This is a genomic window from Psychrobacter sp. JCM 18903, from assembly GCF_000586475.1.
In the GTDB taxonomy this organism is placed as follows: Bacteria; Pseudomonadota; Gammaproteobacteria; order Pseudomonadales; family Moraxellaceae; genus Psychrobacter.
Genome location: NZ_BAWJ01000009.1, coordinates 25,272 through 51,714, shown reverse-complemented (window position 1 = coordinate 51,714; position 26,443 = coordinate 25,272). Strand labels below are relative to the sequence as shown.

Sequence of the window (26,443 nt, the reverse complement as noted above, 5' to 3'; positions counted from 1 at the left end):
CAATTCATGTTAAAATGAGCACTTTTAAATGAGCCGTTAATATTTTTAATGAATAACGCTTTTTTAGTGCCATTTTTCTAATTAACAGGTCCGCTCATGTCTGCCGATACCATCGCCCGCACCGCCTTTAAACAAGGCACCAAACCACTTTACGACTACGACAAACATTGGGCAAGCTGTTACGAGCCAGCGCCTTATTTGCCAATGAGCCGCAAAGAGATGGACGATTTGGGCTGGGATGCCTGTGATGTCATCATCATTTCAGGCGATGCGTATGTCGATCATCCAAGCTTTGGCATGGCGATTATCGGTCGTCTACTAGAATCACAAGGCTTTCGTGTGGGTATCATTGCTCAGCCAGATTGGAAGAGCAAAGACGCCTTTATGGAATTGGGCAAACCTGTCTATGCTTACGGCGTGACCGCAGGCAACATGGACAGCATGATCAACCGCTATACCGCCGATCGCAAGATTCGTAGCGATGATGCGTACTCGCCGGGCAACGTGGCAAATAAACGCCCTGACCGCGCCGCTATCGTCTATAGCCAGCGCTGCCGCGAAGCATATCCTGACGTGCCAATTATCCTAGGTGGTATCGAAGGCAGCCTACGCCGTATCGCGCATTATGATTACTGGTCGGACAAAGTCCGCCGTAGTATTTTGATGGATGCCCGTGCCGATGTTTTATTGTACGGTAATGCTGAGCGCGCCATCGTCGATGTGGTACATGGTCTGTCTAAAGGCTATAGCTTTGAGCAGATGAGCAAATTGCGCGGTACCTCATATCTGTTGACACCAACGCGCCGCCATTGGCAAGACGATATGACTGAAGTTGCTAGTAATGACGTCGATACCGTTGGCCGTGTTGATCCGATTATCAATCCGTATGTGATGACCGAAGACGTGGATCAATGCTCAATCGAGCAAGACAAACCCAGCGATTCACCGGTTGGGCAAGCGCTCTCAGGAATGGCTTCACAGTATCCGGGCTTTGTGTCTGAACCAGTTACCAATAAAATTCTAAATGCTGAGCAAGTTGACGAAGAAACTCAAGTGGTGCAAATGCGTGGTTTTGACAAGCCAATGACGGCGCGTAAGCATAAAATAAAAATGCCGCCACGTGAAAAGACAGTCATTCGTCTGCCTGATTATGAGCACGTCAAATCTGACCCTGTTTTATACGCTCATGCCAGCCGTATCTTACATCTTGAGACCAATCCAGGTAATGCCCGTGCCCTCGTGCAACGTCATAGTAGCGGCGCTGGTAACTCACACACCTCCATCGATGTCTGGCTCAATCCACCACCGATTCCACTCTCGACCGAAGAGATGGATTATGTGTTTGACTTGCCGTACGCACGTTTGCCGCATCCAAGCTATGGCGATGCACGCATCCCTGCTTATGACATGATTAAATTCTCAGTCAATATCATGCGCGGCTGTTTTGGTGGTTGTACTTTCTGCTCAATCACTGAGCACGAAGGACGCATTATCCAAAACCGCTCGGAAGAATCTATCCTACGAGAAGTCGAAGCCATTCGTGATACCGCACCTAACTACACTGGCGTTATCTCTGACCTTGGCGGGCCAACGGCCAATATGTATCGTCTGAGCTGTAAAGACGAAACCATTGAAAAGAATTGCCGTAAGCCATCTTGTGTCTATCCTGACGTCTGCGAAAATTTGATTACCGATCACAGTAATTTGACCAAACTATATCGCAAAGCCCGTGATATCAAAGGTGTAAAAAAGATTCTCATCGCTTCTGGCTTACGCTATGACTTGGCGGTAAAAGATCCAGAATACGTCAAAGAATTGGTCAGCCATCATGTCGGTGGTTATCTAAAAATTGCGCCTGAACACTCTGAAGAAAACGTCTTATCGAAAATGATGAAGCCGGGCATGGGCAGCTATGATAAATTCAAAGCCATGTTTGAGCAGTACAGCCAAGAAGCAGGTAAAGAGCAATATCTAATTCCTTATTTTATCGCCGCGCATCCGGGCACGAAAGATGAGGATATGATGAACCTTGCGCTGTGGCTAAAAAGCCATGGCTACCGCGCTGACCAAGTACAAGCGTTTTATCCTAGCCCGATGGCGACAGCGACCACCATGTATCATACGCATAAAGATCCACTGCATAAGATCAGCCGTGATGAAGGTGACATGGATATCGTCAAATCGGGTAAGCAGCGCAAATTGCATAAAGCGTTCTTGCGCTATCATGATCCAAAAAACTGGGTATTATTGCGTAAAGCTCTGCAAGACATGGGTCGTGGTGATTTGATTGGTAAAAATCGTGGCTGCTTAATCCCGCCGTTCAACGCCAGTTTAGAAGGGCGCGATGCGGCACAAGACAGCTATCAATCAGCGCGTAAAAAGAACAGCCGCCTCGGTAATGACTCGGTGAAGCGTAATAATAATTCGTCAACCAATGGCGCATCCGCTAAAGGCGCTGCGAGTCAAAACACGGTCAGCAAAAACACCAAAAAGCGCGTGAGCAAAGGCAATTTCCAAACCCAGCATACGGGTCTGCCACCGCGTAAAACCAAGTAGCTAAAGCTCTGTATCTCATTGCTAAATGCAGATGCTTAAACGAGTGACGAACACTTATTTAAGCTCATCAAAAAAGCGTCTATCGGTCAAAAGATCGATAGGCGCTTTTTTCCTTTGAAGCGGCTTATTTTTAATAAATGCATAATCAAAGCTCAAATACCGACCAAAACGCACCAAATGATGCGTTACATTAGTCAGTGATTAAGTAACTTAATGAACACGTAACAAACAATTTCTAACATTCTTCAAGCGCTGTTTTCGTTACCATATGCGCTATATGCTTAACGCATTATTAAAAATAAATACATTATGATTTTTATATCTTTGGAGAATGCCATGAAAACCCTAACCAAATTTGCTGTTGCTCTACCTACCCTTGCCCTATTAAGTGCTTGTGCGACCACAGCTCCTACTACGCCAAATGCATCAAACACGCCTGCATCAGAAAGCGTCACCGATGCCGCTTATGATCGTATGGCACCAGCACCTTATACCTGTACTGACGACAGCACCATCATGGCTAAACAATCTATTAATAAAAAACAAGTGATGCTCAATGCAACCTTGCCTAAAGTAAAATGGGCTGAGCAACCAATCATCTTAAATGGTGATGTGCAAGGTGATACCGCAAGCTACGTTAATGAGTCAAACCCAGAAGCTGTCTATGCATGGCACATGAAAGGCGACAAAGGTATTTTTGCCATCAAATGGGCAAACGGTAAAGAATATCAAGTGAACTGCCAAATCTAGTTAGCTAGCTATAAACAGTCTGACAGTTCTAAAAAACTAGCTACTTATAAAAAACAGTCATCATAGGATGGCTGTTTTTTGCGTGTTGATTGAACAATATTGCATTGAATATCTGTATAAAAACTGACATCAAACCATAGATTCAGGTTAAGCATTGGTTAGAATGAACGGTTTGCTGCTTTTGTCTAGAGAAGCATCAAGAAACCTGTCAAAATAGCACTGATAGGATATTGTTTATGATTAATAATACTAAGGATACGTCGATGGCTAAGCGCCTAATGAATATGATGATAATCGCTACTGCCAGCATGTTGGCACTGGCAGGCTGCGACAACAGTGCTGAAACTGCCGCTCAAGATTCTGAGCCAGCGGTGACGACCGCAGACTCATCAACGACAGCCACTAAGACTATCGACTGGTCTGTCATAGCGAGCGGTGAGAAGCCCGCTGACCCTGCCAATTATCAATATCCGTTTGCGCTCGATAGCCAAAATGTGCGCGACTACGCAGAGTATTTCAAAGTGGATAATGCCACCGCTCAGCATAATCTAACGATAAGCATGGCGAGTAATGAGGCACTATCGAAAGCGTTGGATCAGCTGAGTGAAAGCTATGTCTCGCATGAGCTAACCGATGGCAATGAGATGAAACTCATTATTCATACCACGCCTGATGTCGCCGCTAGTCGCTATGATTATGTGCTGTCTGATGACTTTGCGAAAGGGTTGGTATTACCTATCGTGATTCAGCCAGATGGTAAAAAAGGTGATGTGAAGGCTCATGGAGAGGCGCAGGAGTAGAAGAGTGATTAATCTAATAAAATAAGCCATTAAATGACTGAGAATACGCAAGAAAGATGCACTATAGACCTTTCAAATCCTTTTTGGCTACATTACCTATCTTTAGAAAAATCTCTCAAGGAAATAAGTGAATATATAGCTATTAATAAAGATAATTCTCAAAACTATTCTTTCAAAAACATGCAATTGTATTTTGCAATTTGTACTGAAATAGATAGTATATTTAAGCATATAAGAGATAATTTACATCTAAAGAAAATTGAAAGACCCAATATAGGTCATCACATAAAGATGATTAAAGACTATTTTCCCAAAATCGAAGAAACCATTCTAACGCTTAATATCAGCGGATTTGACCTAGACTTTCAACCTTTTCGCATCTTATTTGAAAATGCTAAAACAGAAAAAAGCAATGAGGACGTAGAAAAAAACTCAAACTATGAAGGTTGGTGGAAAGACTATAATTCAGTCAAGCATCAAAGACTTGAAAACTTCAAAAAGGCTAATTTAGATAACCTACTAAACTCATTTGCAGCTCTACATATATTAAACTTAGTTTATGCTATTAGTTTGGAAGAAAAACTAGTACTTATATATGACACAGTATTAATTCAAGCACATGCTTTACGAGACTATCCTTTTTTTCAAGTTAGAGGAAGTGAAGTTATACGATATGTTGGTGGCGGTGGAGACTATTACGGTTGTTATTTGAGTAATAAGCATATCTATTCAGCAGATTAAGACAGATATAACGTCTTGAACTTACAATGATGTGGGTTACACTATTGCTAACCCACCCTACTACTCAAGCCTTATACCTCTCCCAACATTTTCAAAAACTCATCCTCACCCACCACTTTTACACCCAGCTTTTCAGCCTTCGCCATTTTCGAGCCAGCCTTATCACCTGCCAGTAGCGCAGTCGTTTTTGCCGAGATGCTTCCTGAGACTTTGGCACCGAGTGCTTGCAGCTTAGCTTTGACTTCATCACGCGCCATGCTATCTAGCGCACCGGTGATGACCACGTTTGCCCATCGAGTGGCAATCCTTCTGATGCGACTTGCTCAACCTTATCCCAATGCACGCCAGCTTCTCGTAATGCAGTAATGACTTCGATATTGTGCGGTGCGCGGAAGAATTTATAAGCAAGTTCAGCAGTGATCGCACCGACATCAGGCGTTTGCAGTAGCTTATCGATATCAGCAGCCATCAAGCTATCAAGGTCACCAAATTGCTGCGCCAAGTTCTGCGCCGTCGTCTCACCGACACCGCGAATACCCAGCGCGTAGATAAAGCGCGCGAGTGTCGTATGCTTACTGGCTTCGATAGCACTAAGGATGTTCTGTACCGACTTTTCGCCCAGTTTCTCAAGCGTAATCAGCTCGTCTTGATGATTGTGCAACTGATAGATATCAGCGACTGTCTTCACCAAGCCATGCTCAAAAAAGCTAATCAACCAACTTGCGCCTAAGCCATCGATATCCATTGCCCGACGCGAGACAAAGTGGATAAGTGCCTCGACCTGCTGCGCGGGACAAAATAGCCCACCAGTACAACGCGCCAACGCTTCATCTTTGGGCAACACCACAGGCGAGTCGCAGACTGGGCAGGTCGATGGCAATGTAACGGGTTCAGAATTTTCTGGACGTTGATCTGTCCAAACACGGGTCACTTTAGGAATCACATCGCCTGCACGGTGGACGCTGACCATATCACCTGCGCGCACATCTAGGCGCTGAATCTCACCAAAGTTATGCAAGGTGACATTGCTGACCGTGACGCCGCCGACTTTCACGGGTTCTAATTTACCAACAGGCGTAATCGCGCCAGTGCGTCCGACTTGCCATTCGATAGCATGCAAGCGTGTCATGACAGTTTCGGCAGGGAATTTATAAGCGGTTGCCCAGCGCGGCTCACGTGATAAAAAACCAAGCTGCTGCTGCAACGCCAAGCTATTGACCTTAATCACCATGCCATCAATCTCAAACGGCAGCTCGCCACGTGTCTCCTTTACCGATTCATAATAGGCTTGAGCCTCGCGTGGATTTTGTACCACCTCGACTGCACTGACGGTAAAGCCAATGGTCTTTAGCCAAGCAAGCGCTGCTGATTGGGTTTTGATATGTTCAGGCAAACCTTGATTGACTGAATAACAGTAAAATGCGAGCGGACGGCTAGCAGCAATGGCGGGATCTAGCTGACGTAAACTCCCAGCAGCAGCATTGCGTGGATTGGCAAAAGTTTTGTCGCCCTTTTCTTCAGCAAGGCGATTCAAACGCTCAAAACCCGCTTTCGGCATCAGCACCTCACCGCGCACTTCTAATAATGGAATATCGCTTGCAGCCGCGAGCCAAAGTGGCAAATTGCGAATGGTTTTGGCATTTTGGGTGATGTCCTCCCCGGTTTGCCCATCACCGCGTGTCACCGCTTGCGTAAATTTACCGTGGACATATTTAAGTGATACCGCCAAGCCATCTAGCTTTAGCTCCATCTCATATTCAGGGTTTTTCTGCGCATCGTTGAGGCGATCATTCACGCGGCGCATAAAGCCATGTAATTCATCATAATCAAAGACATTGCCAAGCGAGAGCATGGGAATATCATGAGTGACTTGGGTAAAAGCCGATAGCGGCATGTCGCCAACTTGGTTAATTGGGCTGTCTGGCTGTACCAAATCGGGATATTGTTCTTCAAGCGCCAATAAAGAGCGGCGCAACTGATCGTATTCGCTGTCTTCTAAAATGGGATTATCAAGCACATAGTAGGCATAATTGTGCTGCTTAAGCGCATCGATAAACGTGCGCATCTGGGTGACGATAGCATCATCATTTTTTATAGGGTTAGTAGTATTGATGTCTTTATTAATGTCTTTAGAGGTAAGCGGTGAGATAGGGTCAGTCATAGTCGGCGTCTTTTTCTTTGCAATTCAAGATGCCGATATGATAACAAGTTTGTAGGATGCTCGGATATAGTCGATCCTATATAAATTAGATACTGTGTCAGGCTCGCTCAGTCTACTATGTGTAGTACTTTCACTCACCTTCCTTGTATCTAAATTATCTTGAACCGACTCTAGCATTTTGCAGAAAAATAATTCTGTTGAAAACCAAGTTTATAGAAAATCAGGCTAATAAAAAACGCGTCAACCAAAAACTAAAAAAGGCAAATAACGTCAATCGCTATTTGCTTTTTAGAATACTGCTAATTTTAATCAGCTTTTATTAATCAACCTGTATTAATACATTAAAACTAACCTTCATAATCGCGAACTTGGTTACGCAATTGCTGTTTGTATTCAGGGGTGATTGGCTCGTTCTCTTCATCGAGCATAATGGCATCCAAATCACTTGCCATCATGTAAGCAATACTCATCATACTATCGAAGCTACGCAGCGCTTGTGGATGCGGCAGCGATAAGAATACTACCACGCCATTATAAGTATTGGTCGCCACGCTATGCGGATCAAAAGGCGCGATGCCACTATCAGTGATGCCCATCATACTGAACCATAGCATGCCCGTACCATCTTTTTGCTCATAGCGATGGAACATATTCATCGCGCCATAGCGCAGACCATACTTATCAATTAATGCCAATAAATCACGACCACGGATAATCGCGGCTGGACGGTCACGATATTGATGCGGCAAGATAGTGATATTAATGTTGTCTTTGGCATTGATGAGTGGACCGTTTTGCGCTTCATCTACTGGCTCTGAGAGATGCTGATCGAGTATCGGGCTGTTATTATCGAAGCTTGGCTCGTCTGCGGTATCAATAGAGGGTATCAAGCTGTCAGTTGCAGACATCAAGCTTGAAAACGCATCCTGCTCTTGCTCGATATGCATTTGCTCAGCGGCTTCTGCAAACTCGCTGTTGTCAGCACGCTGTTGCTCTGCTTGCCAGCGCACATAGTCGGCGTCATCTATTGTGTCAGTATCGCTGTCATTAACATCCGCATGCTCAGCTGTCAGCTGCGTATCGACATGGGTATGAGATTGGGTCAAAGGCTCGTCTTCGACCACCGCATTTAGATAACTGCGATCAGGAGCGATACTTGTTTCGCCAGCGACTGTATCATCCAAGTCTGGCTGATCGACGATATTGCGTTCATGGCGCGGTATGATAGGAATACCGTTTTTATCATAATTGACCGCTACCGCTTCAGCATTGCTGCGGCGCTTAAAGCTACGAATGACCATAAATAGCCCTGCAAGCATGATAAATGCGGCAATGGCAATCAATATAAACTGAATAGCGGTCATAAGAGATACATCCTAATATATGACAAAAGGGAATACATAAGAGGGAATAAATGGCAATAGTCTAGCATGGCTAATGAATATCGTCACCACATAGTCATCGTTTACCGTGAGGCTGACACACTTGCGTGACGTTGTAATATTGGCACATCATTTCTAACTATACCACTGACAACTGCTACCAGTTATCAATTATTTTTGCTATTCAGCGCTGCTCTTAATCAGAAAGGTAACGTGCCGCCTCATTAAGTGAGACACTGACCAAGGTAGAAATCCCTGCGCTTGGCATGGTCACGCCCTTTAATTCATCGGCAATCTGCATCGTTAATTTATTATGGCTGATAAAGATAAACTGCAAATCGTCTGCTAATTCATGAATGAGGCTGGTAAAGCGGGCGACGTTGGCGTCATCAAGTGGTGCATCCACTTCATCCAGTACGCAAAATGGCGCGGGATGCTGCTTAAATATCGCAAAAATCAAACTCAATGCAGTAAGCGTCTTTTCACCACCTGAAAGCACAGCGAGGCGGCTATTACGTTTGCCTTTTGGCTGTGCCATCAAGGTTAGCCCTGCCCGCCACTGTTCTGATTTTGGCGCATTAACGGGCATATCATCCGTATTGAGCGTTAAACTGGCTTGCCCACCACCAAACACTTTGGCAAATAAATTGGCAAGCTCAATATTGACGGCATCGAGCGTCTGCATAAATAGCGTCTTGGTCGTTTCATCAATCGAAGCAATCGCCTCCGTTAACGTCTGCATACTGGCAGCAATATCAGCTGTCTGCTGCGCGAGTGGCTCTAAGCGTTCATTAACCTCTGCCAACTCTGCCACGGCTGCCAAGTTGACTGCGCCAATTTTGCCTAGCTGCTGCTCAAGCTGCACGCGCTCAGACTCAAGCTCAGCGATTTTATCTGGGCGCACACGGCGATCATGAGCGATAAAATCTGCCAATAAGTTTGAAACGCTCATCACTTGTTGCTGATGCTGTGGGTGCTGCGCTATGTCTGATTGTGCTTTATATTTATGACTCACCTTATAATAAGCATCTAGCGCTTCTTGCGTATGGTTACTAGCATCCTCTAATTTTGCAGCGCTTAGTGCCAGCTCGGTCGAGTGATTGGCAAGCGCATTTTGCTGGGTTTGCAGTGTATTTTGCAAGCTATCTAGCTCAACCTGCTGCTGATTGTATTCTTGCTTGAGCACCGTTAATGCAGTTTCTCGCCCTGTTAATACAGCCTGCTGCTCATCGCGCGCGGTCTGTGCTGTTTGCAATGCAGCTTGCAGTGCTGGCAGTGTATTTTGCTGCTGCTCATGACGCGTCTTTAGATTTTGCTCGCTTTGTAGTGACTTATCAAATTGCGCACTTGCCCGAGCAAGACTGCTAGTACTGTGCTCTAGGCGCATTTCGCTCTGTTGAATACGAAGTTGCAAGGCTTGCCAAGCGTCATCATCTGCTTGACGGTTACGACTTAGCTCACTGCGCTCCGCTTGTAATTGCTGAGTTGCCGCACGAGCATCGGCAATTTGTGGCGTTAGCGCTGCTATTTTGCTTTGGAGATCCTGCTGCTCATGATTGAGCGATTGTTGCTCTTGCACTAGCTCCTGTTGCTCTTGCTCAAGGGTAGCTTTGTCAGCATTGAGGCGTTGGCTGTCCGCTTGCAAACGTTCAGCGTTGGCGCGCTGAGTAGTGAGCTTTTGCTGATATTGATGCTTATCACGCGTTAATTGCTCAGCTTGCGCGCGAGTTTCTTCTAAGCTGACTGTTAATGCATCATAGTTACGCTGGTTATTAGCAATCGCCTTTTGCTGGCCTTGTATCTTTGTTTCAAAATCATCGAGCAAATTCTCTAACGCTTGCAGACGGCTGCGCTGCTGTAAACGCTGGGTTAAAAATTGACTGTTGCTGTTATTGCTATCATTTTGTCCATCTTGCGCACCAGCAAATTTACTTAGATTCATCGTACCCTGACGACTGATAAGCCAGCCGTCAGTCGTGAGTAAAATAGCTGACGATGGCAATGCTTTTAAAATCTCAGCAAGCGCTTCTAACGTTTGCCTATTATCTGTCTCAGGCTGTGCAATATATAAATAGCACTGCTGCCAAAGCGCTAAGTTCGGTGCGCTAATCAGCTGTGATAAAGGCAGTACTTTATCAATCAAACTCTCAGGCAACTCGCTAACCAGTAGCTTTGCATTTATCTCATTTTTCTTAGCGCATAGCCACAAGCTATGACCCGCTTCTATTTTAATTGATGACTTGTCCACTGTATTGGTTTGCGCATTTTGATAAACAAATAAATCTTTTAACTCATATTCAAGCACCTGCCATAAGCTATGCGTCTGCTCGGAGTCAGCGCTCACGTTATTAACATTTGGTCGATAAGTTTGGTTAGAAACCAGCACATGGCTATCTAGCCACAATGCCAACACACTATCAAGTAGCTCTGCATGCTGCTGCCCTTTCGCGCTTAACTCAATCTGGTCACGCAAGGTGGTAATGGTCAATTGGCTATAATCGCTAGCTATTTCATTTTCTAAATCACTTTTAATATCAGCAGTTTTTGCATGAACAAGCGGTTGAGATTTTGGTGTCGGCTTAGGATGCAATATCTTATGCAGAGTATCGTACTCACCTGCCAATACGGCGTGACGTTTTTCATCCTCGCTCAACTCGCGCTGCTGCGTATGCAATTGCTGTTGTAAATCCTGCGCTTGCGGTTGTAGCTCAGACAGTCGCTCATCGACGCTGTCTTGTTGGCGTTCAATCTGCTGCAATTGTTTGTTTAGCTCAGCAACTTGCGCCACTAACGTCTGCTGCAAATTATTCGTATCAGAATTATCTTGCAAACTAGCACTTGCAACTGGTGATAGCGACTGTTGTAATTGCTGCCATAAATGCTGCCAGTTTGTATGACGACGCTGCCACTTATCATGGTTTTGCTGATAACGTTTTTGTGCTTGGTTATTAATGGCTTGCTGCTGCTCAAACGAACGCGCAGTATCTTGCAGGCGTGACAGCTTGTTTTGCGCATCATGGTAGGCGCGCTGTAATGGTTGCTCGTTGCGTTTATGCGCTTCACGTTTAGTCGTTAATTCAATAAGCTTCGGACGCAATGCTTCTAGCACAGTCTGCTGCTCGGCTTGCTCAGCTTTTAAGCGCTCAATCTCATCGACTGCTTGCTCACGCTGCTGCTCTAAACTGGCAAGCTGTTGCTCAATAGCAGTCAGCTGTGACTTGGCATCACCTAATTGATGCTCTGCTTTTTGATAGCTTAGCTGCTGTTGATAATGGTTACTTTGAGCATCGTCTTTGAGCCATTGCTCTTGATTGATATGCGCGGCAAGTTTATCTTGCTTGGCTTTTAGGGTGTCATAGTTGGCTTGTAAAGTTGATACTTCAGTGGCGCTGCGCTCATGCGCTATTTTTTGCTGCTGCTGAGTATGCTTGGCTTGATAGAGCTGCTGAATGGCGAGCTGCTGCTTAATATCAGCAAGCGTTAGCGCTAATTCCTCATAACGCTCAGCACTGGCGGCTTGTTTAGACAGACGTTTTTGTTGGTTGACCAGCTCGCTTTGCATATCATGCAGGCGTGCCAAATTATCTCTAGTTTTCTCGAGCTTCTTTTGCGTTTCTTCACGGCGAGCTTGATAGCGCGACACCCCTGCCGCCTCTTCGATAAATTCACGCAGCTGCATGGGGCTAGACTCAACGATACGCCCAATCATGCCTTGTTCAATCACCGCATAGCTACGTGCGCCAAGTCCCGTACCCAAAAACACGTCGACCACATCACGGCGACGACAACGCGTACCGTTGATAAAATAATCCGAGCGCCCTTCTTTATTTACCTGACGACGAACGGACAGCTCTTGATACAGATTAAATTCATGGCGAATACCGTTTTGCTCATCTTGCGTATGCTCAAAGGTTAGCTCAACGCTAGCGACACTTTTGGCGGCTTTATCTTGCGTACCCGCAAAGATGACATCACTCATCGCCCCGCCACGCAGCTGCTTGGCAGAGGTCTCGCCCAGCACCCAACGAATGGCATCAATGACGTTAGATTTGCCACAGCCGTTTGGCCCGACAATGGCGGTGATACCATGACGAAAGGTAAAAGTCGTAGGATTGGCAAAGGATTTAAAGCCTGCAGCTTGAGAGATTTTAGGCGCATGAAGGATCAGTAAATATGGCGAAAACAGGCGGCTATTCTACCTCAAATTGTGCTAAATTTTTAGGGTTTGTGACAGATGCTATAATATGGCTTAAAATAATAATCATTCATATAACTCTCAAAAAATAAGAGTATAAAAATGCCTAACTATAATCCGCAAGAACTACAGCAAAAATATGAAGAATGGTGCAAACTACATCGCCAGCAACTCGAAGCGCAGCAGCAGTTTTTGCAAGCTGAAGCATTGCAAAATGAGTTGAAAAATTACTATCTAGACCCTCAATGGATGACAGATCGTGAAGCGGATCTGCCAATTGAACATTCGGGTAAAGAATACTCTATCTTTAGTGAAGATGCGCTATGGAGCATGCTCAGCGACCATGATGCGCTAGCCAGAAAGTGGATGCGTTTGGGGCTAGATGCGATTGATAGGAAATAATCATTTCAAGCTTTCATCTGCTTTGATTAAAAATACAATGGTAGAGGCTGTCATGTGTAGCACATACTGAATAAGGTGTTCAGGAACTTCTATGTCATCGTTACCTTTACCATGACCACTCAATTTGTTTCGAGGTGTGGGTATGCTAGAAGTCAACATATTACTTAATGAATTAAAATGATCAGTCCAAAACTTTGGTATCAATTCATTAGCTATGCAACAATCAATAAGCTTCTTTGAAGTGTCCTTTTTACCATATTCCCAGTCACGTTTATCTAATATGATTTTCATGGTGCTTTCAAAGGCTTTTAGACAATCTGTTAGTGCGGAATCGTAACGACCATGACGATAATGTTCGTGAGCCTTTAAGAATTCTTCTTGTGCACCTTTATATATTGGATTACTTAGTAGTTGTAAAGCTGGCTTAACTGCTTCAGTGTGGATAAACTCAGAATCCACTCTGATGATTTGATCGCTTTCGTATTGGTAACCTACGGCATGTTCACGGAATCTTTGATTTAGTTCAGATATAACGTTTTTAACATTTATGTTGGTTCGACAATTTTCAGTAAAAAGCTTTGTGATTTCTACCATTAACTCGATAACACTTAACGCTTTTTCAATATCTTGCTCTGTTAAAAAATATTGAGAGATACTTCTAAAGTAGATGATATGCATTTCATTATCTCTATCATCTCTATTGAGTTTAAAGGTACCCAACTCCTTACATAGGATATTATGGCACTTTTGCAAATACTTACGATTTAAACTACTAGAATATCCAGTATTGCGTGGATAATCTTCGCCTATCGTTTCTTTCCAAATATGTATTATCTGAATTTTCAGTGTTTCTGGTAACTCTTCGTATTGATAGATATCAGGATACTCACCACGTAACTGCTTTTGTCGTTTAAAATATAAATCGTGTATCGCCATTTCTTATTCCTTAAAGTTAGACACTTTACAATTAAAACCTAAATCATCCCAATCCCACTTAACAATAGCTGCCCGCCTGCAAACAATAACAACACTCCAAAGGCACGCTTAAGCGTTAACGCAGGCAATTGGTGCGCAAGCTTGGCACCAACTTTTGCCATCGCAAAGCTAGCGATGGAGATACATAAAAAACCCGTAATATGCACAAAGCCTATCGTGCCCTCAGGCAGATTGACCACATCTTGCCCGAACCATGCAAACCCTGCCGCACCAGCCAATGCAATCGGCAATCCACAAGCGGCAGACGTGCCGACCGACTGCTTCATCGGTAACCCCGCCCAATTTAAAAACGGTACGGTTAAGCTGCCACCGCCAATACCAAAAATAGACGACGCCATGCCAATCCCTGTACCCGCGCCGAACTGTACGCCAGCTGACGGTAACGGCTTACCCAATTGTTCTTTATTGGACAAAAACAGCATTTTTAAAGCGACCAATAACGCGCCGACACCGATGATGGCTTGCAATACTTTACCGTCAATCATATCGGCAATACCAGCACCGACCAGACTACCGATGACCAAGCCGAGTGCCATTTTGCGCCATACTTCCCAACGTACGCCGCCACGCTTATTGTGTGCAGTCATTGAGCTGATCGAGGTCACAACGATGGTCGCCAGTGACGTACCAATCGCCAAATGGGTCACCACTCTGGCGAAAAATCATAAGCAGTAAAAATCCAGACCAATGCTGGTACGATAATCATGCCGCCGCCAACGCCAAATAAACCGGCACTGACACCCGCAAACGCGCCTGCAATCACAAACCACACATATAACATCATCGAATCAGCCTTTTATCACACTTATTTTTATAAAAATTCTTTAGTTTTATAATCACTTGCCTATCGCATTTGCTAAATCATAATCCGACCTTTATGCTGTTTATTTGATACTGTCTAATCGCGACAATCTCATGACAATCGCCCAGTATAACAAAGATTATCCACGCCATATTAACCACATCGACGAAACTTATGCCGCCATTTTCCAATTTTTCTGACGACTCATTAGCGCTTCATCATTTACCACAGCTGAACCATCGCCACTTGTCAGCAGTGCCTCTACCAATAGCGAGCTGATAGCAGACGTGCAACATGGCACGTTAAATGCTGCGCAGATGCATTTACTGACCGCTGAAACCCAAAGCGCAGGTCGTGGACAACACGGGCGCTCGTGGCAATCACCACGCGGCAATGTCTATCTGTCGTTATATCATCCTGTTCATCTGCCGATTAGCGGTTTACTGTCATTAATCATCGGTGTTGAACTGGCAAAAATGCCCGTTATTCAAATATTAAATGAGCAATTGCGCACGCAAGGATTGACGCCAATCGGCGTGAAGTGGGCAAATGATTTGGGCTTTTATCAACCACCATCTGACTCAGTGTTAAATGAGCCTAAACTGGCAGCACAGACCCTACCCTTTAATAAACTTGCGGGTATTTTAATAGAACCCGTGTCGCAAACGGGCAAATTGGTCGGCGTGGTGATGGGCGTAGGACTTAATGTACAGGCAACGCCCAAACTCACTGCAAAAACCTGCGAAGGCATGAGTTATCAGGCGATTAGCCTACAGGATATTTATGAGAGGCTAAAACCAGAGACAGATATTGTGAGTCTGCCAAGCCTAAAAATACTTTACCAACAAATGAGTAAAGCCCTGCTAGCCGCGATGACACGCTTTGAGCACTTAGGATTAGAGAAGCCCACTGGTCAAAGCTATAATTTGGACAGCTTTTTAAAACAGTTTGAGTCGATGGATGCACTGGCAGGATTACGCTTGCACGTTACTCAAGAGCATAACGGTAAAACAGATAGCATCACAGGTTATGCTTGTGGTCTTGATACACATGGATGTTTGCAATTGCGTCAAGATAGCGGTAAGATTTCTGCGCTTTTTACCGGACGCATCGACGTTATTGATAAGGCTTAAATCAAAGACCCAATGGGCACGATATAAAGGGATTTTTATGCTCTGGTTAGATCTTGGCAACACCCGCCTAAAATACTGGCTCACCGATGATATCGGACAAATAGTCGCGCATGATGCCAAGCAACATTTGCAAGCGCCTGCCGAACTACTGATGGGTTTGACCGATCGCTTCGAGCGTTATGCACCTGATTTTATTGGTATCTCATCGGTACTTGGCGACGATTTGAATGTTAAAGTGTCAGAGACGTTAGGTCGTCTGAATATTCCGTTTGAGTTTGTCCATGTCGATGCAGCGCATGCTTTGATGAAGAGTGCTTATAATGACGAACAGCTCGGCTGTGATCGTTGGCTACAGATGCTCGGCGCCGTGGATAAGAAAAAACGTCAATGCGTGATTGGCTGTGGCACAGCAGTGACCATTGACTTGATTGATCATGCTGAGCATTTGGGCGGTTATATTTTCCCCAGTATTTATCTGCAACGTGAATCACTATTTTCAGGCACCAAGCAAATCACCATATCCAATGGCACCTTTGATAGTGTTGGTCAAGGCATGACCACACAAGATGCGGTACATCGCGGTATCTTGCTCTCTATCGTCGGTGCCATCAATGAGATTAGCCATCGCCATCCCAACTTTGAAGTCATCATGACAGGTGGTGATGCAGCCATTATCTCGCAGCACGTCAACCGTCCGGTGCGCCTACGTGATGATTTATTGTTAAATGGCTTGGCACGCTATTTTGATCATACCAAGCAGTCGTAATACTCAATAAATGCTTTTACCTTGAAAATAAAAAAAGCAGTACGTGTGAGGCGTACTGCTTTTTTATTATTGTTTAAGCTTTATTAATACTCAAAGACTATTGGGATGGTGACATTACCTACTACTGTCTTACTATCTTTTCTAAATGGTTTAAAAAGAGAACGACGTAGTTCTTTTTCAAATCCACTATCAATTCTATCAGAGCCGCTACTCTTTAATACGGTAATATTGGCGACTTTGCCTTCTTGATTTACCCTTAATAAGAATTCCATTTGAACACGCTTCTTTTTGCAAGGTTCTTCCGGATCGCAATAACCTCCTAAAGCACGAATGTGGCGATTGTTAAAACTTGGCTGACGTAACCACTTCGCATCAGAAGTCGCAAACTGGATGACAGGTTGCGCTGGTGATAAGTCTGCTATTTCAGCATTTGCAATGTGTGCCGAAAATATACTCAGTACTAGCATCGCCTTTGTCAGCGCAGAAATGATAGTTAATCGAAGGCGTATTTTTAAGTGTCTTTTAAGCGCGGTAGTAGTAGTCGGCATCATAAGCATTATCTGATAAATATGGTGGATAAAAAAGGCTAAGGGTCAGCTTTATTAATCGATTATTGTTAATCAAAAAATAAAACCGCATCTTAGCACAATTGTTTATTTTTTTCTAGCCGTTACCTCGCACAGCCCAAAGCCATGTTGATCAATCTAGCCTGTGTTAACGTTATTTAGTCTCATTAAATAGCTCACGACCAACCAGCATACGGCGGATTTCACTGGTACCTGCGCCAATCTCATACAACTTGGCATCGCGCCAGTAGCGACCAAGTGGATACTCATTGGTGTAGCCATTACCACCAAATATTTGAATGCCCTCGCCTGCCATCCAGGTGGCTTTTTCGGCACACCATAAAATCACACTAGCGCAGTCTTTACGTACTTCTCGGCTATGACCGGCACCGCGCTGATCTAGCATGTCCAAATTCTTGCCGACGGTATATAAGAAACTACGACCTGCTTGCAGTATCGTATACATATCCGCCACTTTACCTTGGATAAGCTGAAACTCGCCAATCGCTTGACCAAACTGCTTACGGTCATGGATATAAGGCACGACATTGTCCATCACTGCTTGCATGATACCGATAGGACCTGCGGCCAATACGGCACGCTCGTAATCTAGGCCACTCATAAGTACCTTAACGCCTTCATTGAGACCGCCCAAGATATTTTCGCTCGGTACGGTCACATTGTTAAAGGTCATCTCACCAGTATGGCTACCACGCATGCCGAGCTTATCCAGCTTTTGCGCTGTGCCGAAACCTTCCATGCCTTTTTCAACGATAAAGGCAGTCATGCCTTTCGCGCCTAGCTCTGGATTAGTCTTAGCATAAACCACCATCACGTCAGCATCGGGACCATTGGTAATCCACATTTTGCTACCGTTTAACACGTAGCTGCCGTCTTTTTCTTCCGCTTTTAGCTTCATACTAACGACGTCTGAGCCAGCGCCTGCCTCACTCATAGCCAATGCACCGATGAACTCACCGCTGACTAATTTTGGCAAATACTTTTGTTTTTGTGCCTCAGAGCCATTGCGTTTTATTTGGTTGATACATAGATTTGAGTGCGCACCATAGCTCAGCGCGACCGATGCCGAAGCACGGCTGATTTCTTCCATCGCGACCATGTGTGCGACGTAGCCCATGTTAGAGCCGCCGTATTCTTCAGGAACGGTAATGCCATGCAGACCGATATCACCCATCTTTTGCCATAGATCCATTGGGAATTCATCGCTGCTATCAATCTCGGCAGCACGTGGGGCGATTTCATTGGTTGCAAACTGCTGTACCATATCGCGTAATGCATCAATATCTTCGCCAAGTTGAAAATTCAATCCAGGTAAACTCATAGCCATTCCTTGTATTTTGATGTTTAATTTTTTACTAGCGCTGTGTCAATTTAAAAATAGATGATATAGCTTGAACAAATTTTCCTCGCTTGCTGTGCAACTTCGTCACTCCAGAGGCTTCAAAAAATTTGTCCCAGCCATAAACCTATCTATCTATTCATTTAGCTTATGACTAACTATATTCTTAATGAAATTAGTTAAGACTGACGTTTGTTAATTAAAGCACGTGCCACGTTTGAGCCATTTGGACGCTTTAAGAACGCACTGATACGCTCGCCTGCCACGACCAATTTATCCAAATTAATACCTGTGCTGATACCCATACCATGCAGCATATACACCACATCTTCGGTTGCTACGTTCCCTGTTGCGCCTTTAGCATAAGGCAGCCGCCGAGACCAGCGACGGAAGTATCAAATTCGCTGACACCCATTTGCAGTGCGGCTAGCGTATTGCTCAATGCTTGACCGTAAGTATCATGAAAATGACCTGATAGCATAGAAATATCAGCAAATTCTAATGCAGCTTGTAACGCGTGCTGCACTTTGAGCGGCGTACCAACACCAATGGTATCGGCGATGCCAATTTGCTCAGCACCAATCTCTATCAGACGCTTGGTCACATACGCTACTTGGCTAGGGTCAATCTCGCTTCATAGGGACAACCAACCGTACAAGAGATAACGCCACGTACCTTGATGCCTTGTCCTTTTGCTGCCGCAGCCACTGGCGCAAAACGTTCGATACTCTCATCAATACTACAATTGATATTTTTTTGACTAAAGGTCTCACTGGCTGAACCAAAAATAACGATTTCATCAGGACGATGAATGATGCATTTTCAAAGCCGCGCATATTGGGCACTAGGACTGAGTAGCAAATATCTGTCTGCCGTGTCGGCGCTAGTGCGTCAAGCAGCGCACTATTATCACCCATTTGTGGCACCCATTTTGGCGAGACAAAGCTTGTTGCTTCTAGCTTTTTGACACCTGCTGCAATCAAATCATTGATAAGCGCTTGCTTAACCTCAGTCGGTACCGTCGTTGACTCATTTTGTAGTCCATCACGCGGACTGACATCAACGATTCTGACGTGACTTGGATATGAATGGTTTAGATACGAATGGCTCATGCTTGTCGTCCTTTTTATTACTTACCTATTATTAAGCTATGTCAGCTATTCGCTCTCAGTATTTTCGCCAGCATCAATGCGTAATAACTCGTCACCATCAGCGACCAAATCACCTGCTGCAAATAGCAATTCTGCCACCACGCCATCCGTCGGCGCAGTAATAGTGTGCTCAATTTTCATAGCTTCGATGACCGCTAACGGCTCGCCTTTTTTCACAGTATCACCAACCGCCACTTTAAAGGCAACCACCTGCCCTGGCATCGGTGATTTTAAACTGCCAACCGCTGCGGACTCTTCGCCCACGTGCGCCATAATATCAACAAGCGTAATCTCGTCACGACCACTGTCTGTGAACACATAAACGGTCTCATTATGCATCCAGCTTTGCGCGCTAGTACGTGCACCATCTAACCATAGCGTATGATTGTGCTCGTCGCTACTGGCATAGCTCACTTGACCTTCATAAACTGTTTCGGTCTGAGCAGCGACATTGATATTGCTAATATCCTGCGTATTAGCGACTTCTTTTTCAATAACGAGCGTAAAGCTACTGAGGTTATCGCTGCCTTTTTTACTATCAGAACAATTTGAATTGTGCCAGTTATTCATGCGGGCAGTATAAGCATTCTCATCATAAACCAAGCTAAATGAGCGAGTGTAATCGTTATAAGCACGGAAGCCAGTAGGTTTGCTAAATGGATCAATATCTGACTCTTGCGTCGCCATCTCGCTCGCAAGCTGACGAGTAATGGCAGTCACAACCAGCGTCGATAATGCCAAAGGCTGCTGATTAAAAATTGCATCACGCTCGTGCTCAATCAATGCCGTATCAAGATTGGCTTTGCTAAAAGATTCTGTATTTAAGATATAACGTAAAAATGCCGCGTTATTCGGCAAACCCACGATACGGGTTTGTGCCAGAGCCCGATCAAGCTTGGCTAATGCCTGCTCTCGCGTTGGTGCATGGACGATGAGCTTGGCAATCATAGAGTCATAGAACGGACTAATCACATCGCCTTCGCGCACGCCATCATCGATACGCACACCAGTACCATCTTTATCAATCATAAAGGTGCTGTGTTCAGGTTTTTGATACGTAAACAACGTACCGGTCGCGGGCAAGAAGCTATTGTCAGGATTTTCAGCACAGATGCGCGCTTCAATTGCATGACCGTTGATAGTCAGATCGGCTTGGGTTTTTGGCAATGGCTGACCTGCCGCGACTAAGAGCTGCCACTCGACCAAATCGACACCCGTGATCGCTTCACTGACTGGATGCTCAACTTGCAGGCGTGTATTCATCTCCATGAAATAAAAATTCATAGAATCTTCGCGCTGCTCAATGATGAATTCAACCGTGCCTGCGCCGACATAATCGACTGCACGAGCCGCTTCGATGGCAGCGGTGCCCATCGCCTCACGCATCGCAATATCAACACCCGGTGCAGGCGCTTCTTCTAATACTTTTTGGTGGCGGCGCTGTACGGAACAATCACGCTCAAACAAATGCACATAGTTGCCATGCGTATCGCCAAATACTTGGATTTCGATATGGCGCGGTTTTAAGGCGTATTTTTCAACCAACACTTTATCATCACCAAAGCTGGTAATGGCTTCACGGCGACATGAGTCTAATAAATCTACAAAATCGCTGCTTTTTTCAACGATACGCATGCCTTTACCGCCGCCACCTGCACTGGCTTTGATCAAGACAGGATAGCCAATACTATCGGCTTGATGCTGCAAAAATTCTGCGTCTTGATTGTCACCATGATATCCCGGTATCAGTGGTACGCCCGCTATTTCCATCAAGCGCTTGGATTCAGATTTGCCGCCCATGGCGCGGATAGCATCAGCCGATGGACCGATAAATACTAGTCCTGCATCCTGACAAGCTTGCGCAAAGTCAGCATTTTCACTTAAAAATCCATAACCCGGATGAATCGCTTGGGCGCCAGTCTCAAGCGCTATCGCGATAATCGCATCACCTTTTAGATAGCTGTCTTTTGGTGCCGAACCGCCCAGATAGATGGCTTCATCACAGACAGCCACATGCTTGGCCTCACGATCCGCATCAGAGTAAACAGCGACGGTGCTGACACCCAGACGCTTGGCAGTCGCGGCTACTCGGCAGGCAATTTCACCACGGTTGGCAATTAGAATTTTAGAAAACATAACTATCCCTGTGTGTTATCGTTTTTATTTGAGATCTTGTCTATTGACTCATTTGTCTCTCGTGCATTATCAATCTGCCGTCAACCAATCCGGCTTACGTTTTTGCAGAAAGGCTTGCACGCCCTCTTTACCTTGCTCTGATGAGCGAATATCAGCGATGCCTTTTACCGTATCGGCAATCAGCTTATCAGTGATGGGAGCATCAGCGACATCGTGTAATAGCTGCTTGCAGGTTTTGACTGCATCAGGGCTGTTTTTGACGACTTTGCTACAAAATATAGCGACCTCATCAGCTAGCCATTCTTCGCTAACACGTTCATGGATAAAGCCAAGCTGCCGTGCCTTTTTAGCATCAAATACTTCAGCACTTAAGAAGTAACGCTGTGACGCTCTAGCACCCAGTGCTCTGATGACATAAGGCTAATCGTTGCAGGCGCTAAGCCTAAACGCACTTCGCTGAGGCAGAAGTTTGCAATTTTAACAGCGATGGCCACATCACAGACAGCCACTAATCCCATGCCGCCTGCATAAACATCACCTTGAATAGCCGCAACTGTTGGCTTAGGACATTCATAAATAGTTTTGAGCATCTGTGCTAATTTGTCCGCGTCTGCTAGGTTTTCCTCGTAGCTATAATCCGCCATGGCACGCATCCAGTTCAAATCGGCACCTGCACAGAATGCCTTGCCAGCAGCTGCTAATACAATGACACGTACGTCATCATCAGCGCCAAGCGTATTAAATGCATCGGTTAGCTCAGCAATCATTTCATCGTTAAAGGCATTACGTATCTCAGGACGATTTAACGTCACCGTCGCCACGTGCTGTTCCACTTTAACCAATAAGCTTTTATAATTTTTATCACTGTCTTTTTGCATAACTTTCTCTATATTTTTATGTAAATATTTAAACAAACGCTCGGTCAATCCATAATAATGTTAATACAAGGAAACCGAATGTAGATGTACAAATCGTACTTCAAATGAGGTTGACGCAGTAGTAGCTTATTATGGGAAGGTCTGAAAATGCTTACATCCTAAAAACACCAAAAGTCGTCTCTTCGATCGGAGCGTTATACGCGGCGCTCAACCCTAATGCCAATACATGACGTGTATCAGCAGGGTCAATTACGCCATCGTCCCATAGACGTGCGGTGGCATAATATGGGTGACCTTGCTTTTCATACATATCGAGAATCGGCGCTTTAAATGCCGCTTCATCCTCATCACTCCATGCCTCGCCTTTACGATCAAAATTGTCACGCTTGACCGTTGCCAATACTGATGCTGCTTGCTCGCCACCCATCACAGAGATACGCGCATTTGGCCACATCCATAAAAAGCGCGGGCTATAAGCGCGGCCACACATGCCATAGTTACCAGCGCCAAATGAGCCGCCAACGATGACTGTGAATTTTGGCACTTTTGCATTGGCGACTGCCATCACCATCTTGGCACCATGACGCGCAATGCCTTCATTTTCATATTTGCGACCGACCATAAAGCCAGTGATATTCTGGAGGAATACTAGTGGGATTTTGCGTTTACAACATAGCTCAATAAAGTGCGTGCCTTTCTGTGCTGACTCACTAAACAAGATACCATTGTTGGCGATAATACCGACTGGCATCCCTTCGATATGAGCGAATCCACAAACTAGCGTCGTGCCAAAGCGTGATTTAAATTCATCAAAAGCACTGTCATCGACGATACGAGCAATGATTTCTTTGATATCAAATGGCTTACGCTTATCCGTTGGAATGACGCCATATAGCTCTTTGGCATCATAGCGCGGCGGAAGCGGCTTGATTTGATTTGGGATTTGCTTAGCAGGACGATTTAGATGGCTAACGATGTTGCGCGCAATTGACAACGCATGCGTATCGCTTTGTGCTAAGTGGTCGACGACCCCCGACAGACGAGTATGCACATCGCCGCCGCCCAAATCTTCGGCTGTGACCTCTTCACCTGTCGCCGCTTTTACCAGTGGAGGACCACCCAAAAAGATAGTACCTTGGTCTTTCACGATAATAGACTCATCACTCATCGCTGGCACATAAGCCCCGCCAGCCGTACAGCTGCCCATGACCACGGCAATCTGTGGAATACCTGCCGCACTCATATTGGCTTGATTGAAAAAGATGCGACCAAAGTGCTCTTTATCAGGGAACACGTCATCTTGATTGGGTAAGTTAGCCCCGCCTGAATCCACCAAATAAACACAAGGCAAATTGTTTTCTTGCGCGATTTCTTGCGCACGCAGATGTTTTTTGACCGTCATTGGATAATAAGTGCCACCCTTTACCGTGGCATCATTACAGACGATCATACACTCAATACCATTGATACGACCGATACCCGCAATCACGCCCGCCGCTGGAATCTCTTCGCCATACATATCATGCGCTGCCATCGGTGCCACTTCTAAAAATGGCGTACCCACATCCAGCAAACGCTCGACACGTTCACGAGGCAAGAGTTTGCCACGGGCTAAATGCTTGGCACGGGCACGCTCTGAACCGCCTTGCACGACTTTACGTAAGTGACCATATAAGTCATCGACCACCGCTTGCATAGCGGCACTATTTTGCTGAAATTCAGCGGCGTTTGGACTCAGTTTACTGGTTATGATAGCGCTCATGACATCCCTTTTCTTTAATGCGTAAATGCAAGTGGCTTTTTTATCTTATGCTTTATTTTAGCGTTTACTCATATATCTTATTCATAAAATAACAGATAAGAATGGTTAAATTTCTACAAACCCAGCTCTTCTTTCATTTGTTCAATGATTTTATATTTCTGAATTTTTCCAGTGATGGTCATTGGATATTCCGTTACGAAACGATAATAAGTCGGTACTTTATAATGGGCAATATGCTCGCTACAGAACTGACGAACTTCCTCTTCAGTTAAGCTGTCTGCTTCTTTAGGAATAATCCATGCCGCGAGTACTTCGCCATATTTTTTATCAGGAATACCGACGATTTGCACATCGCGAATCTTTGGGTGACGATACAGATAGTTTTCGATTTCAACAGGATAAATATTTTCGCCGCCGCGAATGACCATGTCTTTACTACGACCAACGATTTTGACATAGCCATCTTCATCCATCGTTGCCAAATCGCCTGTATGCATCCAACCATCTTGGATGGCTGCGCGAGTTTTGAAACGACTGCCCCAATAGCCTTTCATCACTGAATAACCACGTGTGAGTAGTTCGCCTGTCTCGCCCAAGGCTACAGTCTCACCCGTTTCCGTATTGATGACTTTGACTTCAAGCGCAGGCTGCACTAAACCAACGGTCGATACTTGCTTATCAAGCGGCGTATGTTCATTGGTCTGACAAGAGACTGGACTGGTCTCTGTCATGCCATACGCAATGGTAACTTCACTCATGTGCATCTCATCAATGACGCGGCGCATGACTTCAATCGGACAACTAGAGCCTGCCATGATGCCAGTACGTAAAGTCGATAAATCAAAGTTTTTAAACTCCGGATGGTCAAGCTCAGCGATAAACATCGTTGGCACACCGTGCAGACCCGTACACTTCTCTTCTTCGACGGCTTGCAACACGGTCAAAGGCTCAAAACCATCGTTCGGATAAACGATACAACCACCATGCGTGATAATCGCTAGGTTGCCAAGCACCATACCGAAACAGTGATAGAGTGGCACTGGAATGCACAGCTTATCTTCTTCTGTGAGATTCATGGCCTCACCGATGAAGTAACCATTGTTAAGGATATTACGATGGCTTAAGGTCGCACCTTTTGGCGTACCCGTCGTGCCACTGGTGAACTGTACATTGATAGCATCGGTGTTTTTGAGCTGGGCTTGACGCTCGGCAACACGAGGATCGTTGGCATCGCTTCCGCCATCCATGCAGAGAACTTCTGCATAAAGCCAAAGGTTTCCTCAGATGCTGGCTCATCAATCCAAATGATACGTTCAATCGTCGGAATCTCGACCAAATCAAGCTGGGTATAGTCTTTGTGATAAATCTCAGGACACAGTTCACTGATGAGACTGGCGTAATCGCTGCTTTTAAAATGACGCATAAGCACGAGCGCTGAGCAGCCCAATTTATTCAAGGCATATTGCAGCTCAAAAGTACGATAGGCAGGATTGATATTGACAAGGATAATACCAACTTTTGCTGTTGCTAATTGCATGAGCAGCCATTCAGCATTGTTGTGTGACCAGATACCAATGCGATCACCGATTTCTAGCCCCATCTCAATCATACTGCTTGCCAGCTGATTGACTTGCTGTTGCAGCTCGCGGTAAGTCCAGCGGATATTTTGATGGCGAGAAACCAAAGCTTCACGCTCTGGATATTTGGATACAATGGCATCAAAAAGTCACCGATAGTCGCTTCAATCAGCGGCACATCAGGGCCTTTATCATAGCTTTGGCTAAGCGGTGCATTTGCTGAGCGTGCGCCATATTAATACTAGGAATGCTATTTAGAATAGTATCAAAATCAATGTGAGTCGCATCAAAATCAGAAGTTTGCGTCATAACGAGTCCTTTCGTTTTAC

18 protein-coding genes and 4 pseudogenes are annotated in these 26,443 nt (G+C 45.1%); 7 read left to right on the top strand and 15 right to left on the bottom strand.

Annotated elements, in window-relative coordinates; translation table 11 throughout:
• Positions 1–96 precede the first annotated feature (96 nt).
• The 4 genes from TT12_RS07830 to TT12_RS07815 all read left to right on the top strand — a co-directional run bounded on the left by TT12_RS07830 (position 97) and on the right by TT12_RS07815 (position 4,847).
• Positions 97–2,556, top strand: coding sequence for a YgiQ family radical SAM protein (locus TT12_RS07830; RefSeq protein WP_045453645.1), 2,460 nt, complete (start codon positions 97–99; stop codon positions 2,554–2,556).
• A gap of 336 nt (positions 2,557–2,892) precedes the next feature.
• Positions 2,893–3,306, top strand: coding sequence for a hypothetical protein (locus TT12_RS07825; protein WP_045453637.1), 414 nt, complete (start codon positions 2,893–2,895; stop codon positions 3,304–3,306).
• A gap of 236 nt (positions 3,307–3,542) precedes the next feature.
• Entirely contained in the window at positions 3,543–4,106 is a 564-nt protein-coding gene (locus TT12_RS07820) for a hypothetical protein (protein WP_227678916.1), read from the top strand.
• Between the two features lie 33 nt (positions 4,107–4,139).
• Complete coding sequence (locus TT12_RS07815) at positions 4,140–4,847, top strand: hypothetical protein (protein ID WP_045453630.1); 708 nt, start codon at positions 4,140–4,142, stop codon at positions 4,845–4,847.
• 71 nt (positions 4,848–4,918) lie between these two features.
• Here TT12_RS07815 and ligA read toward each other — a convergent pair.
• From ligA to TT12_RS07800, 3 genes and pseudogenes are all read right to left on the bottom strand, one after another.
• Positions 4,919–7,008: pseudogene (gene ligA / locus TT12_RS07810) on the bottom strand (NAD-dependent DNA ligase LigA).
• Positions 7,009–7,355: 347 nt separating this feature from the next.
• A complete protein-coding gene (locus TT12_RS07805) occupies positions 7,356–8,372 on the bottom strand; it encodes a cell division protein ZipA (RefSeq protein WP_045453626.1) in 1,017 nt (338 codons plus the stop codon).
• A gap of 214 nt (positions 8,373–8,586) precedes the next feature.
• On the bottom strand, positions 8,587–12,465 hold the full coding sequence (locus TT12_RS07800) for a coiled-coil domain-containing protein (RefSeq protein ID WP_243443510.1): 3,879 nt from the start codon (positions 12,463–12,465) through the stop codon (positions 8,587–8,589).
• A gap of 222 nt (positions 12,466–12,687) precedes the next feature.
• Between TT12_RS07800 and TT12_RS07795 the strand changes: the two genes are divergently transcribed.
• The gene (locus TT12_RS07795) at positions 12,688–12,987 is read left to right on the top strand and encodes a DUF4298 domain-containing protein (RefSeq protein WP_045453623.1); all 300 of its coding nucleotides are present in this window, start codon (positions 12,688–12,690) and stop codon (positions 12,985–12,987) included.
• On the opposite strand, the gene TT12_RS07790 is transcribed toward TT12_RS07795, so the two are convergent.
• From TT12_RS07790 to TT12_RS18370, 3 genes and pseudogenes are all read right to left on the bottom strand, one after another.
• Positions 12,988–13,923 carry an abortive infection family protein gene (locus TT12_RS07790; protein WP_045453620.1) on the bottom strand — a complete coding sequence of 312 codons (936 nt, stop codon included), beginning with the start codon at positions 13,921–13,923 and terminating at the stop codon, positions 12,988–12,990.
• Positions 13,924–13,961: 38 nt separating this feature from the next.
• Positions 13,962–14,764: pseudogene (locus TT12_RS07785) on the bottom strand (sulfite exporter TauE/SafE family protein).
• A gap of 193 nt (positions 14,765–14,957) precedes the next feature.
• A complete protein-coding gene (locus tag TT12_RS18370) occupies positions 14,958–15,086 on the bottom strand; it encodes a hypothetical protein (RefSeq protein WP_279378845.1) in 129 nt (42 codons plus the stop codon).
• 16 nt (positions 15,087–15,102) lie between these two features.
• Here TT12_RS18370 and TT12_RS07780 point away from each other — a divergent pair, with 16 nt between their 5' ends.
• Both TT12_RS07780 and TT12_RS07775 read left to right on the top strand, forming a co-directional pair.
• A complete protein-coding gene (locus tag TT12_RS07780) occupies positions 15,103–15,918 on the top strand; it encodes a biotin--[acetyl-CoA-carboxylase] ligase (protein WP_243443495.1) in 816 nt (271 codons plus the stop codon).
• A gap of 37 nt (positions 15,919–15,955) precedes the next feature.
• Positions 15,956–16,684 (top strand): pantothenate kinase, encoded by a 729-nt coding sequence (locus tag TT12_RS07775; RefSeq protein ID WP_045453617.1) that lies wholly within the window; start codon positions 15,956–15,958, stop codon positions 16,682–16,684.
• Between the two features lie 83 nt (positions 16,685–16,767).
• Here TT12_RS07775 and TT12_RS07770 read toward each other — a convergent pair whose 3' ends face one another.
• The 9 genes and pseudogenes from TT12_RS07770 to TT12_RS07740 all read right to left on the bottom strand — a co-directional run bounded on the left by TT12_RS07770 (position 16,768) and on the right by TT12_RS07740 (position 26,423).
• Positions 16,768–17,235, bottom strand: coding sequence for an energy transducer TonB (locus TT12_RS07770; protein WP_060490399.1), 468 nt, complete (start codon positions 17,233–17,235; stop codon positions 16,768–16,770).
• Between the two features lie 169 nt (positions 17,236–17,404).
• The gene (locus TT12_RS07765) at positions 17,405–18,592 is read right to left on the bottom strand and encodes an isovaleryl-CoA dehydrogenase (RefSeq protein WP_045453610.1); all 1,188 of its coding nucleotides are present in this window, start codon (positions 18,590–18,592) and stop codon (positions 17,405–17,407) included.
• Between the two features lie 197 nt (positions 18,593–18,789).
• On the bottom strand, positions 18,790–18,927 hold the full coding sequence (locus TT12_RS19370) for a hypothetical protein (protein WP_502685173.1): 138 nt from the start codon (positions 18,925–18,927) through the stop codon (positions 18,790–18,792).
• Between the two features lie 20 nt (positions 18,928–18,947).
• Positions 18,948–19,214, bottom strand: coding sequence for a hydroxymethylglutaryl-CoA lyase-like TIM-barrel protein (locus TT12_RS19365; protein ID WP_502685172.1), 267 nt, complete (start codon positions 19,212–19,214; stop codon positions 18,948–18,950).
• A gap of 19 nt (positions 19,215–19,233) precedes the next feature.
• Complete coding sequence (locus TT12_RS19360) at positions 19,234–19,722, bottom strand: hydroxymethylglutaryl-CoA lyase-like TIM-barrel protein (protein WP_502685171.1); 489 nt, start codon at positions 19,720–19,722, stop codon at positions 19,234–19,236.
• A gap of 45 nt (positions 19,723–19,767) precedes the next feature.
• Positions 19,768–21,897: an acetyl-CoA carboxylase biotin carboxylase subunit gene (locus tag TT12_RS07755; protein WP_045453607.1), complete on the bottom strand. Its 2,130-nt coding sequence runs from the start codon at positions 21,895–21,897 to the stop codon at positions 19,768–19,770.
• A 69-nt stretch (positions 21,898–21,966) separates the two neighbouring features.
• Positions 21,967–22,775 (bottom strand): annotated as a pseudogene (locus TT12_RS07750) (enoyl-CoA hydratase/isomerase family protein).
• Positions 22,776–22,926: 151 nt separating this feature from the next.
• Entirely contained in the window at positions 22,927–24,537 is a 1,611-nt protein-coding gene (locus tag TT12_RS07745) for a carboxyl transferase domain-containing protein (protein ID WP_045453604.1), read from the bottom strand.
• A 113-nt stretch (positions 24,538–24,650) separates the two neighbouring features.
• A pseudogene (locus TT12_RS07740) lies at positions 24,651–26,423 on the bottom strand (AMP-binding protein).
• Positions 26,424–26,443: the final 20 nt, after the last annotated feature.